Origin of the sequence: Mycobacterium sp. SMC-14 (assembly GCF_046250075.1) — a bacterium.
GTDB lineage: Bacteria > Actinomycetota > Actinomycetes > Mycobacteriales > Mycobacteriaceae > Mycobacterium.
The window spans coordinates 845,499-861,654 of sequence record NZ_CP176429.1; the positions used below are offsets into that span (position 1 = coordinate 845,499).

Here is a 16,156-nt window from a genome sequence, read left to right on the forward strand (position 1 = left end):
TCGGCTGCTGACGCGTCCTGCGCAGGCGGGACGCTTCCTTTATGTCCCCGAGTACGTGATCAAGCAAGACAAGCAGGTGAGACCAGTGCCGACCGGCAAGGTGAAGTGGTACGACGCCGCGAAGGGCTTCGGCTTCCTGTCCCAGGAAGAAGGTGAGGACGTCTACGTCCGCGCCTCGGCCCTGCCGGACGGTGTGGAGGGTCTCAAGGCGGGCCAGCGGGTCGAGTTCGGCGTCGCCGCCGGACGTCGCGGGCCGCAGGCGCTGACGGTGAAGTTGATCGACCCGCCGCCGAGCCTGTCGCGGACCCGCCGTGAGGCGGCGCCGGCTGTCGAGCACCGGCACACCCCCGATGAGCTGCACGGCATGGTCGAGGACATGATCACCCTGCTGGAAGGCACTGTGCAGCCGGAGCTGCGCAAGGGCAAATACCCGGACCGCAAGACCGCTCGGCAGATCTCCGAGGTGGTCAAGGCCGTGGCCCGCGAATTGGACGCCTGAAACCAGCCGGTGCTGGCGATCCCACTGCGGGTGGCGATCGTCGTTGACTGACTACTGAAAAGGCAGCAGCGGCGCAGCGCCGCCCAGGCAACTGGTCTGACCACCAGACCTCCGGCCATTTTTCGTGCTAGGGTTCGGCCATGACCCTGCAGCCGATCAATCGTCAGTCGATACCCGACGAGATCTTCGCCCAGCTCGCCGGCCAGGTGCTCTCCGGTGACCGGACGCCCGGGGACACCCTGCCGAGCGAGCGGACCCTGTCCGAGGCGCTCGGGGTATCGCGCGCCGCTGTCCGGGAGGCGCTGGGCCGCCTGGACCGAGCGCGCCTCATCCAGGTCCGCCAGGGTGGGTCCACGGTGGTTCGCGATTTCCGTGCCGAAGCCGGTTTCGACGTGTTGCCGCTGCTACTGGTGCACGGCGGCGACGTCGACCGCGCCACCTTGGCCAGCGTGATCGAGGCCCGCGCCATCATCGGTCCGCAGGTGGCCGCGCTGGCAGCTGCCCGCGCCAACGACGACGCCCGCGCCCGGCTGCGCACCGTGGTGGACGAATTGGAAGCCGAATCGGAACCCGTGCAACGCATGTGGCGTGCCCTTGGGTTTTGGGAACTCATCGTGGACAGCGCCGAGTCCATCGCTTTTCGGCTGTTGTTCAACACTCTCAATCAGGCATACGTGCCCGTCCTCGACGCGCTCGTCAACGTGATGGCTGCCGAGGTCAACGATATCGAGCACTACCGATCGCTCGCCGAAGCCATCGCCGCCGGTGATGGAGGTGGCGCCCGTCTGGCCGCGGCGGAGCTACTTGACCTCGGCAGCGCCGCCTTCGCCGAGCTCGCCAGCCAGTTGGAGGGCCCGCAATGACGCGGAAACAGCAGACCCTGCGGGAGGCCTTCGCCGAATTCATTCGGCACCCCAGCCCCTGGATGCTCCTCACGTGGGCGGTCGCACTGTGGGCGGCGCGCCTGGCTGTGGGCGGCTGGTCGATCGGTGACGCGATCATTGCCGTTGCGCTCCTTGCTTTTTCGCCGTTGGGCGAGTGGCTGATCCATACCGGAATCCTGCATTGGCGCCCGCGCACCGTGGTGGGCATCACGATCGACTCGCGCCTGGCCCGTGACCACCGTCTGCATCACCGCGACCCGCGCGACATCCCGCTGATCTTCATTCCGTGGCCCAGCCTGATTGTGATCATCGCCCTAACGCCCTTGGTGTTGCTCGCCTTCGGGGACACCGGAAAAGGGCTCACGTTCGTGCTCACCATCGCGACGTTCCTGGTCTTCTACGAATGGATTCACTACCTCGTCCACACGGACTACAAGCCCCGCCATGCGATCTACTGTGCGGTGTGGCGCAACCACCGGTATCACCATTTCAAGAACGAGAACTATTGGTTCACCGTGACCAGCTCCGGCACCGCCGATCGCCTGCTGGGCACCTACCCGGATCCGCGCACGGTGGAATCGTCGCCGACCGTGCGAAACCTGCACGCGCCTACGGTGACCGGCTGAATCGTCGTGCCCGGGGTCGCGGCGGCACGACGGCGTTTGGTTTGACACCAACTGGTTAATCCTCCGGAGGCAGCGGTTCTCCGGCGGTGGCTGGTTCAGGAGGTGTCCGATGACGCAGCAGGTGCAGGTCAGCGAGGAACAGGCACGAGCCGTTGCCGAGGAGTCTCGCGAGAGCGGCTGGGACAAACCTTCTTTCGCCAAGGGACTGTTCCTCGGGCGGTTTCCCCTGCCGCTCGTCCATCCTTTTCCGCGGCCGGCCGATGACGACGCAGCGCGCACCGAGGACTTTCTGGGCAGGCTGCGGGAGTTTCTCGACACCGTCGACGGCGCGGTCATCGAGCGTGACGCACAGATCCCCGACGAATACGTCAAGGGACTGGCCGGGCTCGGCTGTTTCGGGCTGAAGATCCCCGTCGAGTATGGCGGCCTGGGCATGTCGCAGGTCGCCTATAACCGGGCCCTGATGCTGGTGTCGAGCGTGCATCCCAGCCTCGGGGCGCTGTTGAGCGCCCATCAGTCGATCGGGGTGCCCGAACCACTCAAGCTGGCGGGCACCGACCAGCAGAAGCAGATGTTCCTGCCACGTTGCGCGGCCGGCGCGATCTCGGCATTCCTGCTGACCGAGCCGGACGTGGGCTCCGATCCGGCGCGACTGGCCTCCACGGCACGACCGATCGAGGATGGGAAGGCCTACGAGCTGGACGGGGTGAAACTGTGGACCACCAACGGTGTGGTGGCTGAACTGCTGGTGGTGATGGCGGGCGTGCCCAAGGGCGACGGCCACCGCGGAGGCATCAGTGCCTTCGTCGTGGAAGCCGATTCACCCGGGATCACCGTCGAACGCCGAAACACGTTCATGGGGCTGCGCGGTATCGAAAACGGCGTGACCCGGCTGCACAAGGTTCGAGTGCCCGCCGAGAACCTGGTGGGACGCGAGGGCGACGGCCTGCGGATCGCGCTGACCACCCTGAACGCCGGTCGCTTGGCCATTCCGGCGATGGCGACCGGATCGGCGAAATGGTCACTGAAGATCGCTCGGCAGTGGTCCCGGGAGCGGGTCCAGTGGGGCAGGCCGGTCGGCGAGCACGAAGCCGTCGCCACGAAGATCGCGTTCATCGCCGCCACCAGTTACGCGCTGGAAGCGGTACTGGAGCTGTCCGGCCAGATGGCCGACGAGGGCCGCAACGACATCCGGATCGAAGCGGCGCTGGCCAAGTTGTGGTCCAGCGAGATGGCGTGTGTCATCGCCGATGAGTTGTTGCAGATTCGTGGCGGTCGCGGCTATGAGACCGCCCCGTCACTTGCCGCGCGCGGCGAACGGGCGGTACCGGTGGAGCAGCAGGTTCGGGATCTGCGGATCAACCGGATCTTCGAGGGCTCCAGCGAGATCATGCGCCTGCTGATCGCGCGTGAGGCCGTCGATACCCATCTGAGCGCCGCAGGCGATCTCGCCAACCCCAAGGCCAGGTTGGGGCAGAAGGCCAAATCCGCCGCCGCGGCCAGCGGCTTCTACGCAAAATGGTTGCCGCAGTTGCTCTTCGGGGAAGGGCAACGTCCCATGGCGTACCGCGAGTTCGGCAGGTTGGCGACGCACCTGCGTTTCGTCGAACGCCACTCACGCAAGCTGGCACGCAACACTTTCTACGGCATGGCCCGGTGGCAGGCCGGCCTGGAGAAAAGGCAGGGATTTCTGGGGCGCGTCGTCGACATCGGGGCGGAGCTGTTCGCGATGGCCGCGGTGTGCGTGCGCGCTGAATCGCAGCGGGTGGCCGACCGGGCCGAAGGGCAGCAGGCCTATCAGCTGGCCGACGCGTTCTGCGAGCAGTCCCGGCTGCGGGTCGAGGCGTTGTTCGCCGCGTTGTGGACCAACACCGACCGCGCCGACACCCGGTTGGCCCACGCGGTGCTGGAGGACCGCTACATCTGGCTAGAGGACGGCATCCTCGATCCGTCCGAGGGCACCGGGCCGTGGATCGCACACTGGGAACCGGGAGCCTCCACCGAGTCGAACGTGGCGCGCCGGTTCGGTTAGCCGGGCACTTCGGACCATCTGCGGTGCTCCAGTCGTGGCACTCTGGTAGTCATGGCCAGCTACCTCGCCGGCGGCGACTTCAAGCGCGACACCAACTACATCTCCACTCGGATCACCGCCGATGGCCGTGATGGGTATCCGGTCGAACCGGGCCGCTACCGGCTGGTCGTCGCACGGGCCTGCCCGTGGGCCAATCGCACCATCATCGTGCGGCGGCTACTCGGGCTGGAAAAGGTTATCTCCATAGGGTTTTGCGGCCCCACCCACGATCAGCGCAGCTGGACCTTCGACCTGGACCCCGGCGGCGTCGACCCGGTGCTGCAGATTCCACGGCTGCAGGACGCCTACTTCAAGCGCATACCGGACTATCCCAAGGGCATCACCGTTCCGGCGATGGTCGACGTGCCCACCGGTGCGGTGGTGACCAACGACTTCGCCCAGATGACTCTGGACTTCTCCACCGAGTGGACGGCCTACCATCGCGACGGGGCTCCGCAGCTGTATCCCGAACCGCTGCGCGACGAGATCGACGAGGTGGCCCGGCGGATCTACACCGAGATCAACAACGGGGTCTACCGGTGCGGCTTCGCCGGCACCCAGGAGGCCTACGACGCCGCCTATGACCGGCTCTTCATCGCGCTGGATTGGGTCAGCGAGCGTCTTGCCGATCAGCGATACCTGGTGGGGGACACCATCACCGAGGCCGACGTCCGACTGTTCACCACGCTGGCCCGCTTCGACCCGGTCTATCACGGACATTTCAAATGCAACCGGCAGAAGCTGTCCGAGATGCCGGTGCTGTGGGCCTACGCCCGAGATCTGTTCCAGACGCCCGGCTTCGGCGACACCACCGACTTCGTCCAGATCAAGCAGCACTACTACATCGTGCACGCCGATATCAATCCGTCGCGGATCGTTCCCGACGGGCCGGACCTGGCGAATTGGCTCCTCCCGCATGGACGTGAAGCGCTGGGCGGCAGGCCGTTCGGTGACGGAACTCCGCCGGGCCCGGTTCCGGCCGGCGAGCGGGTGCCGGCCGGCCACGGTGCCTAGCCGTCAACCCAGCGCGTGACGATTCCAGCGCATACCCACCGCCCACTCGGCGTGCGGTACCGCGAACTGCTCGCCGGTGCTGGAATCGACGACCAGGGTGAGCAGCTGCACCACCAACCCGCGCAGCGGACCGCGCTGCGCATCCACGGTGGGGACGGTGACGGCCAGGGTGCTGCCCGGCGGGTACACCCTGCCGGTGGAGTCGGCCGGGTCGTCGTAAAGCCGCAGTAGTTGCCACGGCGCTCGCCCGATGCTTTCGTCCACCGACAGCTGCACGGGATGACGTGAGTCGACCGTCAACGTGCCTCGCGATTCGGTCAGCAGGCACTCATCGAGATTGAGCACGTTGCAGTACAGGTACGGCCCGGTGCGGGTGAGGTGCCCGCTGGAGTACACGCTGATCTGCGGCGGCAGCGGCTCTTCGGCCCGGGTGAACCACCAGGTGCCGAATCCGGCGAGCGCCGCGGTCACCACCGTCAGCACCGCCACCAGCACGGCCGTCGAGCGTTTCACCTGTACATCACCCCTGTCTTGCCGGATCGAGGCGGGCACCGTCCTGCTCGATCAGCACCGGCCGGTTGCCCCCCAGGCCGGGAATCAACGAGTCGCCGTGGAACGACAGGATGGTCTGGGCCAGACCCGGGATCAGCAGAGCGGTGATCGCGGTGAAGCCCACCCACAGGTCGGTGTATACCAGCACCCCCAGCGCGCCACCCAACACCCAGGCCAGCTGCAGGGTGGATTCGGTGCGGCCGAACGCCGATGCCCGCGACTCTTCGGGCAGGTCGTCTTGCAGTGCGGCGTCCAGCGACGCTTTCGAGATCGCACTGGCTCCCGAGGTCACCAGCGCGGCGACCGCCGCCATCACCAGGGTGCCGGCCACCGCTGCCGCCAGCGCGACAGCGGTCACAGCCATCGTGCAGCGCACCACCAGCACCGCGGGGCGGCCCAGTTGCAGTCGGGCGCTGGTGAAGTTCCCCGCGAAGTTGCCCGCGCCAGCGGCAGCTCCGATCAACCCGAGAATGCCGAGCTGCACCCACCCGCCGGCGTCGTGCTGTTTGGCCACGAACGCCGGGTACAAGAACAAGAACCCGACCATGGCCTTGATGGTGCAATTGCCCCAGAGTGCGGCGATGATGTTGCGGCCCAGCGGTTGCCGCAGCGGTTGGCTCAACGCCCCGCCGGCCCGCCGGACCTGTTCGGGCCAGCTTCGGGGCCGTTCGTCGAAGCGGTAGCTCAAGGTGGTCGGGATCTCGCCGGTGGTCACTTCCACCCATCGCGGGATCCGCATCGACAGGACCGCCCCGGCCACCGAGGCCGCCACGAGCACCAACAAGGCGCCCGGCAGCTGCAACAGCCGGGTGAAGGTGTACTCAGCGGCTGCGGCGACGCCGCCGCCCACGATCGTTCCGCCGAGCAGGCCGAACATCGTCAGCCGGGAATTGACCCGAACCAGATCGATCGACGGCGGCATGACGCGGGGCGTCACCGCGCTGCGCAACACCGTGAACGATTTCGACAGCGCCATCATCGCCAACGCGCACGGGTAGAGCACCCAGGAGCCGAAGGTGCCCGCGACACCGTCGTAGTTGGCGATCAGCACCAGGGCCAAGGCGGTACGCAGCGCGAACGACATGGCCAACGCTGCGCGTCGGCCGTGCTGGACGCGGTCCAGGGCGGGACCGATCAGCGGCGCGACCACCGCGAACGGCGCGATTGTCACCAGCAGGTACAGCGCCACGCGGCCCTTGCTCTCCCCGGCGGCCGCCGCGAAGAACAAGGTGTTGGCCAACGCGACGGCCATCGCCGCGTCCACCGCGAAGTTCGCCACCACCGGCCAGGTCAGTGCGGTCAGTCCGGATTTGTCGGCGCCGTCGGCGGTAGCGGCCCGTTGCACCAGCCCATACATCCGCGAGCCCATTTCGCGGCTTCGGGCGGCGGCGGCTCGGGTTACCGTGACGCGGTCGCCGGCACCCGAACCGCTCGAGGGCTCGGGACGGCGAGGCGTGTCGGTGTGTTCGCGCAGCGGTGGCAGGTACCGGTTGGAGCTGGGCATGGGCTTGCGCTGTCGCTGGTCACCGGTGTTGTTGCTGGGGTAGTTGGCCATGCCGGGGTGCTGGCCGGCCGAGCCGTTGCGCGCACCGCGGCCGGGGGCCGGGGGCGGACGGCGGCGCCGGCCCGGTTCGGAGGGATCACGACGCCGTGCAGACACATCCGCGATTCTTCCCTATGTCCGCCGCGCGATCGCGCAGGCCGTGGTCGTGCCTGCATGTGGCTGATGGAGCCACGCTGCGGCAGTATGAGGGGCGTCATTGAACGGAAGGGACCCGCGTGATGCGACCCAGCGCAGAATCAGCCACTGCGATCATCGCCGTACCCACGGTGCTGGCCGCGGCCGTCGAGCAGGCTCGCTCGGCCGTCGCCGAGTTCAGCGGCGCCGACACCGTCGGCGAGCACCTGGGGGTCGACTATGAGGACCCGACCGCCGCCACCCACCGGTTCGGTGCGGTGCTGCCCGGTTATCAGGGCTGGCAGTGGGCCGTCGTCGTCGCGGCCATCCCGGGCGCCACGGAGCCCACGGTCAGCGAGGTCGTGCTGGTGCCCGGCCCCACGGCCCTGCTGGCTCCGGAATGGGTGCCGTGGGACCAGCGAGTGCGGCCCGGCGACCTGGGTCCGGGGGACCTGCTGGCGCCGCCCGCCGACGATCCGCGACTGGTGCCCGGTTACACCTCGAGCGGCGACCCGCAGCTCGACGAGGTGGCCGGCGAGATCGGCCTGGGCCGACGCTGGCTGATGAGCCCGGTGGGCCGCGCCGATGCGGCGCAGCGCTGGCACGACGGCGAGCACGGTCCGGATTCGGCGATGGCGCGGTCCACCAAGCGGGTCTGCCGCGACTGCGGCTTCTACCTGCCACTCGCCGGTGAGCTGGGCACGGTGTTCGGCGTCTGCGGTAACGAGATGTCCGCCGACGGACACGTGGTTGAGAACCGGTACGGCTGCGGCGCGCACAGCGACACTCCGGCGCCCGCAGGCGCCGGATCCCCGGCGTACGAGCCCTACGACGACGGCGTGCTGGAGATCGTCGACGTCGCGCCGGTTCCCGCAGCCGAACCGGTTACCGAGGTGAGCGAGGTGGCTGACGCGGCTGACGAAGTGACCGAAACCATCGAGCCGGCGGACGAATCGATCGAAGCTCCCGTCGAAGCGCTCGCCGAGACAGCAGCGGCGCCGGAACCGGCCGAAGCCGGAACCGACGCCGAGGCTGACGCTGCTGAGACGGTCGCCGACGCATCCGCCGACATCGCCGACGTCCCAGGGGAATCCGGGGAGCCGGGCGAGCCGGAGACGCCCTAACCGAAGTTGAACAGGTACTCGCCCGGGAGCACAAAGAGCATGTTGAAAGCGGTGTTGACCACCGCGCCTGGTAGGCCGACCACGTAGTTGACGATGTCCAGCGGGATGGTGGCTGCCTGACTGAAGGCCATCCCGAAGTCGAGGTTGATCAGGCTGGTGAACAAGTTCTCGAAGTCGTTGAACAACGTGAACGGCAGGCTGATGAACCGGTTGAACAGTCCTACGGCGGCAGCCACTTCCGCGTTGAACAGGCCGACGATGTCAAACGCGTCGGCGGCGCCGGGAACGTCCAACGCGTCGGCCGCGCCGGGCAGGACGTCGGACAGGTCGACTGTGCCCGGGACGTTGAGCTCGTCGGCAATGCTGGACATGTCGAAAGGCGCGAGCCCGGCGAGGGTGTCGAAGCTGTCGACGACCGCGTTGGCGGCCAGCGTCACCTCGGCCGACACCGCGGCCGCGGCGCGGGTGCTGATTTCGGGTGACGCGACCACCGGGGTCAGGCCGGCGGCCACCAGCGCGGTCGCTGCCACGGCGATACTCGGCAGTCGCACTGCGGATTTCACGGTTTCCATGGATTCCTCCCAGTGTCTCCCCACTTCAGGGGACGTTACTCCGCCGCCACAGAGGCGTCAGGCGTTCTCTGCGGCGGCCTTGATCTTGCTCAGCGATGCGTTCATACCCTCGACCAGCTCGCGTTCGAAGGTGGGCGTGCCGCCCATGAACTTGCCCACCAAAAACGCCGAGACTTTGGTGGTGTTGCCGTTTTCGACGTGCCGACTTTCGACCACCCGCGTACCGGTGGCGGTCGGCTCGAGTTCATAGGTCCACACACTGTGGTTCTCGGTGACGCGGAAGGCCAGCTTGCGCTCCGGGATGTACTCGGTGATGACGGAGCTGGTGGGCCAGTACATCCAGCCGCGCCGGTTGAAGTTGATCGTGCGGGTCCCCGGGCCCACCGCACCGAGCGGCTTCATCCACCGGCACTGCGGGCTCCACTCGGGCATCCGCCGGAAGTCGGAGATCAGTGCCCAGACCTTGGCCACCGGTGCATGGATGTCGACCTGTGCCGTCAACAGCGGGGCTGCCATGGCATTCCTCCTCGAATCGTCGGTTCGTAACACTATTCGTGTTCCAGCCCGGTTTGGGCACCGCGCGCGCCGCGTCGCGCCGCCCCGCGTTGCACCAGAAAGATTGTGGTGCCCACCATCCCGACGCCGAGCCCCGCCACGCTCACCGGCCGCCATCCTTCCAGTGCGGGCACCGTGAACGCGGCGATGGTCGCGCAGCAGAAACCCGTGACGCCGGCGCCGATCACCGGCCAGATCCGCAGCAGGGCGGTCGGCAACGGTGGCGGCTCGGGGGAGGGCTGAGGGGTCATCGCCGTTGACGTTAGCGCCTCGCCGGTAAAGTCCCCGCAGTGGCCAGGATCGTCGATGTTGTCGATATCGATGACCCCCGCGATTCCCGGCTGGATGATTTCCGCGATCTGAACAGCATCGACCGTCGCCCGGACCTGCCCACCGGCAAGGGGCTGGTGATCGCCGAAGGGGTGTTGGTGGTGCAGCGGATGCTGGCATCGCGGTTCACCCCGCGGGCGCTGCTGGGCACCGATCGGCGCCTGGCCGAGTTGACGCCCGACCTGACCGCACCCGGCGCCCCGGACGTCCCGTACTACCGGGTGTCCGCCGAGGTGATGGCCGAAGCGGTGGGCTTTCACCTCAACCGGGGTGTGCTGGCCGCGGCGTCGCGAGTGCCGGAGCCGTCGGTGGCAGACCTGGTCGCCGGGGCCCGGACGATCGCGGTGCTCGAGGGTGTCAACGACCACGAGAACCTGGGTTCGATCTTTCGCAACGGTGCCGGTCTGGGCGTGGACGCGGTGGTCTTCGGCAGTGGCTGCGCCGACCCGCTCTACCGGCGCTCGGTGCGCGTCTCGATGGGGCACGCCCTGCTGGTGCCGTTCGCCCGCTCGGAGGACTGGCCCGGGGATCTAGAGATGCTGCGCGGGCAGGGTTTCCGGCTGCTGGCGATGACACCGGATCCGCGGTCCGAGCTGTTGTCGAGTGCGATGGCGAAGGTGCGCGACGAGCCGGTGGCGGTGCTTGTCGGTGCGGAGGGGCCGGGCCTGTCGGAGCGGGCGATGCGCGCCAGCGACATGCGAGTCCGCATTCCGATGTCGCGGGGAACCGACTCGCTCAACGTCGCTACCGCAGCCGCACTGGCGTTCTACGAGCGCATTAGGCTGCCGGAATGACGTCCACCCCCAGTACGCCGTGGGGGACGGGTTTGACTGTGGCGGGGTTCGTCGCGGCGGTGACCGGGACCGCGATCACGGTGTTGAGCCTGGGGCTGCTGCGCGTCCACCCGGCACTGGCGGTGGCGCTCAATCTGATTGCGGTGGGCGGGCTGGCGCCCACGGTGTGGGGCTGGCGACGCACCCCGGTGCTGCGATGGTTGGCATTGGGCGCCGGAATCGGCGTGGCGGGCGCGTGGTTGGTGCTGTTGGCGCTGGCTGCTCAGCGCTGACCGGTCGAGCGCACCCCGAGCAGGACGTCTTCCCACCCAGGGACTTCCGGCTTGCTGCGGCGGGCGCGGGTCCCCGGGCGCTGCTGCACCGGCTCCTCTTCCATGACTGCGGGGGCGGACGGAGCCTCGAAGTCCAACTCGGCCACCGCGGCAACCGGCCGCAGCGGACGGCCGAAGCCGGGGTCGATCAACTCCATGGCCGCGTCGTCGACAGCGGTCACCGTCCCGCCGTGCGCGCCCGGAGTGAACCAGAAGTGGGCGACGTTGTCCGAACGTCCGGCCTTCCAGGCCAGCTGCACCGTCCATCGTCCGTCGTCGTTGCGCCATGCGTCCCAGCTGCTGCTGTCGGAGCTCAAGCCGCGCGACACCAGCGCGGAGGTGACGACCTCCAGCAGGGTCGGTACGGCCGGGCCGTCGGACAGCACCGGGTGGGCGGCGGTCGCGAGTTCCGCGGCCCGGGACCGCTCCAGCAGCACCGGGTGGGCGAAGCGCTCCACCCGGGCGACGTCCACACCAGCGGCGGCGGCCACCTGTTCGACCGATGCCCCGGCGCGGATCCGCGCCTGGATGTCCTTGGGGCGGAGCATGCTGCTGCCCGAATCGGCCGGGTTCTGGCCTACACGGTGGCCCTCGCCGCGGACCGCACCGCGCAGCCGGTCGTCGATACGCACCCGGAACATCTCGGTGTGGTCTTCGCCGTCGCCGGCGCTTTCGCAGATGATGTGTTTGCCGTCGACGTCGAGGCCGATGGCCCTCAGTTCCCGCATGACTTCTCCTTGCGAACGCCCGGTTACGTGCGGACTCTAGTCCAGTGAACGGCCCCGCCCGTCGTGACACGCGGGCGTTATAACGATCCGATTACGGCGGTTCAGCGAGGCTCGACGAAGGAGAGGTGAAGCTGGGACCGCCGCATGAGCCCGGCGGTTCAGCGAGGCTCGACGAAGGAGAGGTGAAGCTGGGACCGCCGCATGGACCCGGCGGTTCAGCGAGGCTCGACGGAGGAGCGGTGAAGCTGGGACCGCCGCGGCGGTCCCGCTGGGCTCAGAGGCGCTCGACCACCCAGTCCACGCACTGGGTCAGGGCGCTCACGTCGTCGGGCTCCACGGCCGGGAACATCGCGACCCGCAGCTGGTTGCGGCCCAACTTGCGGTAGGGCTCGGTGTCGACGATGCCGTTGGCCCGAAGCACCTTGGCCACCGCCGCCGCGTCCACCTCGTCGACGAAGTCGATGGTGCCCACCACCTGCGACCGCAGCGCCGGGTCGGCGACGAACGGCGTGGTGAACGGCCGCTCCTCGGCCCACGAGTACAGCCGCTGCGAGGAGTCCGCGGTGCGCTTGACCGCCCAGTCCAGCCCGCCGTTGCCCAGCATCCAGTCCAGCTGCTCGGCCAGCAGCACCAGGGTGGCGATCGCCGGGGTGTTGTAGGTCTGGTTCTTGGTGCTGTTGTCCACCGCGATCGGCAGGGACAGGAACTCCGGCACCCACCGGCCGGACGCGGCGATGGCCTCGATGCGGGCCAGCGCGGCGGGGCTCATGATGGACAGCCACAGTCCGCCGTCGGAGGCGAAGTTCTTCTGTGGCGCGAAGTAGTAGGCGTCGACCTCGGTGATGTCGACCGGCAGGCCGCCGGCACCCGAGGTCGCGTCGATCACGACCAGGGCGTCCCCGGAACCGCTGGGCCGACGCACCGGCACCGCCACGCCCGTCGAGGTCTCATTGTGTGCCCAGGCGATCAGGTCGACCGACGGGTCGGACTGCGGCTCGGGGGCGCTGCCGGCGTCGGCCTTGATGACGATCGGGTCGCCGACGAAGGGGTTCTTGGCCACCGCCGAGGCGAACTTTGCGCTGAACTCGCCGTAGGTCAGGTGCAGGGATCGCTTGTCGACCAGTCCGAACGCCGCGGCGTCCCAGAAGGCCGTGGACCCGCCGTTGCCCAGGACCACCTCGTAGCCGTCGGGCACCGAGAACAGTTCGCGCAGTCCGGAGCGGACGCGGCCCACCAAGTCCTTGACCGGCGCCTGACGGTGGGAGGTGCCGAACAGTGGCGCCGCCGTGGTGACCAGCGCGTTCAACTGCTCAGGGCGGACCTTCGAAGGCCCGCAGCCGAACCGTCCGTCGGCGGGCTTGATGGTGTCCGGGATCGTCAGCTGCTCAGCCATGGCCTCTAGCGTAGACAGCGGTCGGCGGGCGTCCGCAGGGCAGGTTTATTGTGATGTGGATCACTCGAGTTACTCGACACCTGTCACGCCCACAGTGTTGATCCAAGGTCTGGACGGGTACCCGGTACCTGCGGTACCGTTGTACATAAGCCTAGTAAATGTAAACGACTGGTGGAGGTGTCTCCGATGGCTCAGAAAGCCGCTCGAACCCGAATCGTGCGCCGGTGGCGAGCCAACATGGAAGTGACCGACGACGCGAACTACGTCGAGATTCTCAACACCTTGTCGGAAGGATCGGTGCGCCGGAACTTCAATCCGTACACCGACATCGACTGGGACACCCCCGAGTTCAAGGTCACCGAGAACGACCCGCGCTGGATCCTGCCGGGCACCGACCCAATCGGTCGGCACTGGTGGTACCAGGCCCAGCCGCAAGACGTTCAGATCAAGATCGGCATGTGGCGCCAGGCCAACGTCGCCAAGGTCGGACTGCACTTCGAGTCCATCTTGATCCGCGGCCTGATGGAGTACGCGTTCTGGGTGCCCAACGGTTCACCCGAGTACCGCTACTGCCTGCACGAGGCGGTCGAAGAGTGCAACCACACCATGATGTTCCAGGAGATGGTGAACCACATCGGCGCCGACGTGCCCGGTATGCCGCGGTTGCTCAAGTGGGTGCAGCCGTTCATCCCGCTGGTCGCCGGACCGCTGCCGATCCCGTTCTGGTTCGGCATTCTCGCCGGCGAGGAGCCCATCGACCACATTCAGAAGGCGATCCTGCGTGAGGGCAAGACGCTGCACCCGATCATGGAGCGGGTGATGGCCATTCACGTGGCCGAGGAGGCGCGGCATATCTCGTTCGCACACGAGTACCTGCACAAGCGCATTCCGCACCTACCGCGTCGCAAGCGGTTCTGGCTGTCGCTGTACGTTCCGATCGTGATGCGGATCCTGTGCTCGGCGATCGTTGTGCCGCCCAAGGCGTTCTGGACCGAGTTCGACATTCCGCGCGAGGTCCGCAAGGACATCTTCTTCCGGTCGGCGGAAGCCCGGCAGATGTTGCAGGACATGTTCGGCGACGTCCGGATGCTCTGCCACGACACCGGTTTGATGAACCCGGTTGCCAAGTTGGTCTGGCGGATCTGCCGGATCCACGGCGCGCCGTCCCGGTTCCGCAGCCAGCCGCAGCGTGCGCACCTCACGCCCGTTGCCGCTTCGGTCGCATAGCGCCGCCCTCAGGTCATGCCGCACGTAATTACCCAGGCGTGTTGTAACGACGCGTCGTGTGTGTTCGCCTGCCCGGTGAACTGCATTCACCCCACGCCGGACGAGCCCGGTTTCGCCACGTCGGAGATGCTCTACATCGATCCCGATGCGTGTGTGGACTGCGGGGCCTGCGTGCGGGCCTGCCCGGTCGACGCGATCGTCCCGCACACCAAGGTGATGACCGAACAGTTGCCGTTCGTGGAGATCAACAGGTCGTTCTACCCGGAACGCCCCGAAGGGGTGAAGCTGCCGCCGACCTCCAAGCTGGCTCCCATCCTGCCGGCCGCCGAGCTACATCAGCGAGGCAAGTACCCGCTGACCGTGGCCATCGTCGGCTCCGGTCCCGCGGCCATGTATGCGGCCGATGAACTACTGACCCAGCAGGGCGTGCTGGTGAATATGTTCGAGAAACTGCCCACCCCTTATGGGTTGGTGCGGGCCGGCGTCGCCCCGGATCACCAGCGCACCAGATTGGCTACCCGGCTTTTCGACGAGATCTCCGGGCGCCGTGGTTTCCAGTTCTTCCTCAACGTGGAGGTGGGCAAACACCTGACCCACGCCGACCTGCTGAAGCACCACCACGCCGTGCTCTACGCCTCGGGTGCGATGCACGACCGGCGGCTTGAGATCGAAGGCATGGGTCTGCCCGGGACGGGCACGGCGACCGAGATCGTCGGCTGGTACAACGGGCATCCCGAGTTCGCCGACTTGCCAGTCGATCTCAGTCACGAGCGGGTGGTGATCGTGGGCAACGGCAACGTCGCCCTGGATGTGGCGCGCGTTCTCACTGCCGACCCGGACCGGCTGGCCCGCACGGACATCGCCGACTATGCGCTGACCGCGCTGCGTGACTCGGCGGTTTCCGAAGTGGTGGTCGTCGCCCGGCGCGGTCCGATTTCGTCCGCGTTCACGCTGCCCGAACTGGTGGGGCTGACGCAGACCGCCGAGGTGGTACTCGACGCCGAGGATCATGCTCGGGTGCGCGATGACCTGGCCACCGTCGCGGACACCTTGACCCGGCAGAAGCTGGAGATACTGACCAAGCTTGGCGATGCCTCGGCGCCGATCACCCGGCCCCGGATCCGATTCGCCTACGAGTTGACCCCGGCCCGAGTCCTCGGTGAGGGCCGGTGCGGCGCAGTGGAGTTCACTGTCACCGGGACCGATCAGGTGCGCCGCATCGACGCCGGACTGGTGCTGTCGTCGATCGGTTACCACGGAACGCCCATCGCCGACCTGCCGTTCGACGACGCTGCCGGCGTCGTCCCGAACGAGGGCGGCCGCGTGATCGACCCGGCGACCGGCGAGCGCGTTCCGGGAGCGTATGTGTCGGGCTGGATCAAGCGCGGTACCAACGGTTTCATCGGCTCCAACAAGTCCGACTCGCTCAAGACGATTCAGACGCTGGCCGCCGACTACAACGCAGACCTGCTGACTGAGCCGATCGCCGGACCGCGTGCGGTCGCCCGGATGGTCCATGCCCACCAGCCCGACGTCATCGACGCCGCCGGCTGGAAGGCCATCGACAAAGCCGAGATCGCCCGTGGCCGAGCACAAGACCGGCCGCGAGTGAAGTTCACCCGGGTTCCGGACATGCTCGACGAGGTCAAGGACCACTCGGATATGCCGCTACTGCAGAACCTGCTCGGCGCGCTGCGGCGGAGCTGAACCATCTAACCCTCGGACACCGCCGAGCGTGTACTCAGCGCGAAGAATCGCGCAGAGTCCCGTCCTGGTTACACGTTCGGCGCAGGGACAG

Annotated in this window: 17 protein-coding genes; 10 read left to right on the forward strand and 7 right to left on the reverse strand. The window is 67.8% G+C overall.

The features are described from left to right. The first annotated feature begins 85 nt into the window (after positions 1 to 85). The 5 genes from ACKY0W_RS04075 to ACKY0W_RS04095 all read left to right on the forward strand — a co-directional run bounded on the left by ACKY0W_RS04075 (position 86) and on the right by ACKY0W_RS04095 (position 5,094). Positions 86 to 499, forward strand: coding sequence for a cold-shock protein (locus ACKY0W_RS04075; RefSeq protein ID WP_406756189.1), 414 nt, complete (start codon positions 86 to 88; stop codon positions 497 to 499). A 140-nt stretch (positions 500 to 639) separates the two neighbouring features. Beyond that, positions 640 to 1,362, forward strand: coding sequence for a FadR/GntR family transcriptional regulator (locus tag ACKY0W_RS04080; protein WP_409436500.1), 723 nt, complete (start codon positions 640 to 642; stop codon positions 1,360 to 1,362). Continuing rightward, positions 1,359 to 2,009, forward strand: coding sequence for a sterol desaturase family protein (locus tag ACKY0W_RS04085; RefSeq protein WP_409436501.1), 651 nt, complete (start codon positions 1,359 to 1,361; stop codon positions 2,007 to 2,009). The genes ACKY0W_RS04080 and ACKY0W_RS04085 overlap by 4 nt, the downstream gene beginning before the upstream one ends. 109 nt (positions 2,010 to 2,118) lie before the next feature. Then, complete coding sequence (locus ACKY0W_RS04090) at positions 2,119 to 4,041, forward strand: acyl-CoA dehydrogenase family protein (RefSeq protein ID WP_409436502.1); 1,923 nt, start codon at positions 2,119 to 2,121, stop codon at positions 4,039 to 4,041. Positions 4,042 to 4,092: 51 nt separating this feature from the next. Continuing rightward, on the forward strand, positions 4,093 to 5,094 hold the full coding sequence (locus tag ACKY0W_RS04095; RefSeq protein ID WP_409436503.1) for a glutathione S-transferase family protein: 1,002 nt from the start codon (positions 4,093 to 4,095) through the stop codon (positions 5,092 to 5,094). Between the two features lie 3 nt (positions 5,095 to 5,097). Here the strand turns inward: ACKY0W_RS04095 and ACKY0W_RS04100 are convergent, their stop codons facing one another. Beyond that, positions 5,098 to 5,607 (reverse strand): DUF2771 domain-containing protein, encoded by a 510-nt coding sequence (locus ACKY0W_RS04100; protein WP_409436504.1) that lies wholly within the window; start codon positions 5,605 to 5,607, stop codon positions 5,098 to 5,100. Positions 5,608 to 5,614: 7 nt separating this feature from the next. Continuing rightward, positions 5,615 to 7,201 carry an MFS transporter gene (locus tag ACKY0W_RS04105; protein WP_409437643.1) on the reverse strand — a complete coding sequence of 529 codons (1,587 nt, stop codon included), beginning with the start codon at positions 7,199 to 7,201 and terminating at the stop codon, positions 5,615 to 5,617. 227 nt (positions 7,202 to 7,428) lie between these two features. Between ACKY0W_RS04105 and ACKY0W_RS04110 the strand changes: the two genes are divergently transcribed. Beyond that, a complete protein-coding gene (locus ACKY0W_RS04110; protein ID WP_409436505.1) occupies positions 7,429 to 8,448 on the forward strand; it encodes a DUF3027 domain-containing protein in 1,020 nt (339 codons plus the stop codon). On the opposite strand, the gene ACKY0W_RS04115 is transcribed toward ACKY0W_RS04110, so the two are convergent. Genes ACKY0W_RS04115 through ACKY0W_RS04125 form a run of 3 tightly spaced genes read right to left on the reverse strand, consistent with a single transcriptional unit; the run spans position 8,445 to position 9,826 of the window. Beyond that, complete coding sequence (locus ACKY0W_RS04115; RefSeq protein ID WP_409436506.1) at positions 8,445 to 9,020, reverse strand: hypothetical protein; 576 nt, start codon at positions 9,018 to 9,020, stop codon at positions 8,445 to 8,447. The genes ACKY0W_RS04110 and ACKY0W_RS04115 overlap by 4 nt on opposite strands. Before the next feature lie 57 nt (positions 9,021 to 9,077). Then, positions 9,078 to 9,536 (reverse strand): SRPBCC family protein, encoded by a 459-nt coding sequence (locus ACKY0W_RS04120; RefSeq protein ID WP_409436507.1) that lies wholly within the window; start codon positions 9,534 to 9,536, stop codon positions 9,078 to 9,080. Positions 9,537 to 9,568: 32 nt separating this feature from the next. Continuing rightward, a complete protein-coding gene (locus ACKY0W_RS04125; RefSeq protein WP_409436508.1) occupies positions 9,569 to 9,826 on the reverse strand; it encodes a DUF2530 domain-containing protein in 258 nt (85 codons plus the stop codon). 39 nt (positions 9,827 to 9,865) lie between these two features. Between ACKY0W_RS04125 and ACKY0W_RS04130 the strand changes: the two genes are divergently transcribed. Both ACKY0W_RS04130 and ACKY0W_RS04135 read left to right on the forward strand, forming a co-directional pair. Then, positions 9,866 to 10,699, forward strand: coding sequence for a TrmH family RNA methyltransferase (locus ACKY0W_RS04130; RefSeq protein WP_409436509.1), 834 nt, complete (start codon positions 9,866 to 9,868; stop codon positions 10,697 to 10,699). Further along, positions 10,696 to 10,971, forward strand: a complete 276-nt coding sequence (locus ACKY0W_RS04135; RefSeq protein ID WP_046283597.1) for a DUF2537 domain-containing protein — start codon at positions 10,696 to 10,698, stop codon at positions 10,969 to 10,971. Before ACKY0W_RS04130 ends, ACKY0W_RS04135 begins: the two co-directional genes overlap by 4 nt. On the opposite strand, the gene sepH is transcribed toward ACKY0W_RS04135, so the two are convergent. Both sepH and serC read right to left on the reverse strand, forming a co-directional pair. After that, positions 10,962 to 11,738 carry a septation protein SepH gene (sepH, locus tag ACKY0W_RS04140; RefSeq protein ID WP_409436510.1) on the reverse strand — a complete coding sequence of 259 codons (777 nt, stop codon included), beginning with the start codon at positions 11,736 to 11,738 and terminating at the stop codon, positions 10,962 to 10,964. The two genes, ACKY0W_RS04135 and sepH, sit on opposite strands and share 10 nt — an antisense overlap. A gap of 274 nt (positions 11,739 to 12,012) precedes the next feature. Then, positions 12,013 to 13,131 carry a phosphoserine transaminase gene (serC, locus tag ACKY0W_RS04145; RefSeq protein ID WP_409436511.1) on the reverse strand — a complete coding sequence of 373 codons (1,119 nt, stop codon included), beginning with the start codon at positions 13,129 to 13,131 and terminating at the stop codon, positions 12,013 to 12,015. 186 nt (positions 13,132 to 13,317) lie between these two features. Here serC and ACKY0W_RS04150 point away from each other — a divergent pair, with 186 nt between their 5' ends. Both ACKY0W_RS04150 and ACKY0W_RS04155 read left to right on the forward strand, forming a co-directional pair. Next, positions 13,318 to 14,358 carry a diiron oxygenase gene (locus ACKY0W_RS04150; RefSeq protein ID WP_406756176.1) on the forward strand — a complete coding sequence of 347 codons (1,041 nt, stop codon included), beginning with the start codon at positions 13,318 to 13,320 and terminating at the stop codon, positions 14,356 to 14,358. Positions 14,359 to 14,373: 15 nt separating this feature from the next. After that, a complete protein-coding gene (locus tag ACKY0W_RS04155; protein WP_409436512.1) occupies positions 14,374 to 16,065 on the forward strand; it encodes an FAD-dependent oxidoreductase in 1,692 nt (563 codons plus the stop codon). Positions 16,066 to 16,156 lie beyond the last annotated feature (91 nt).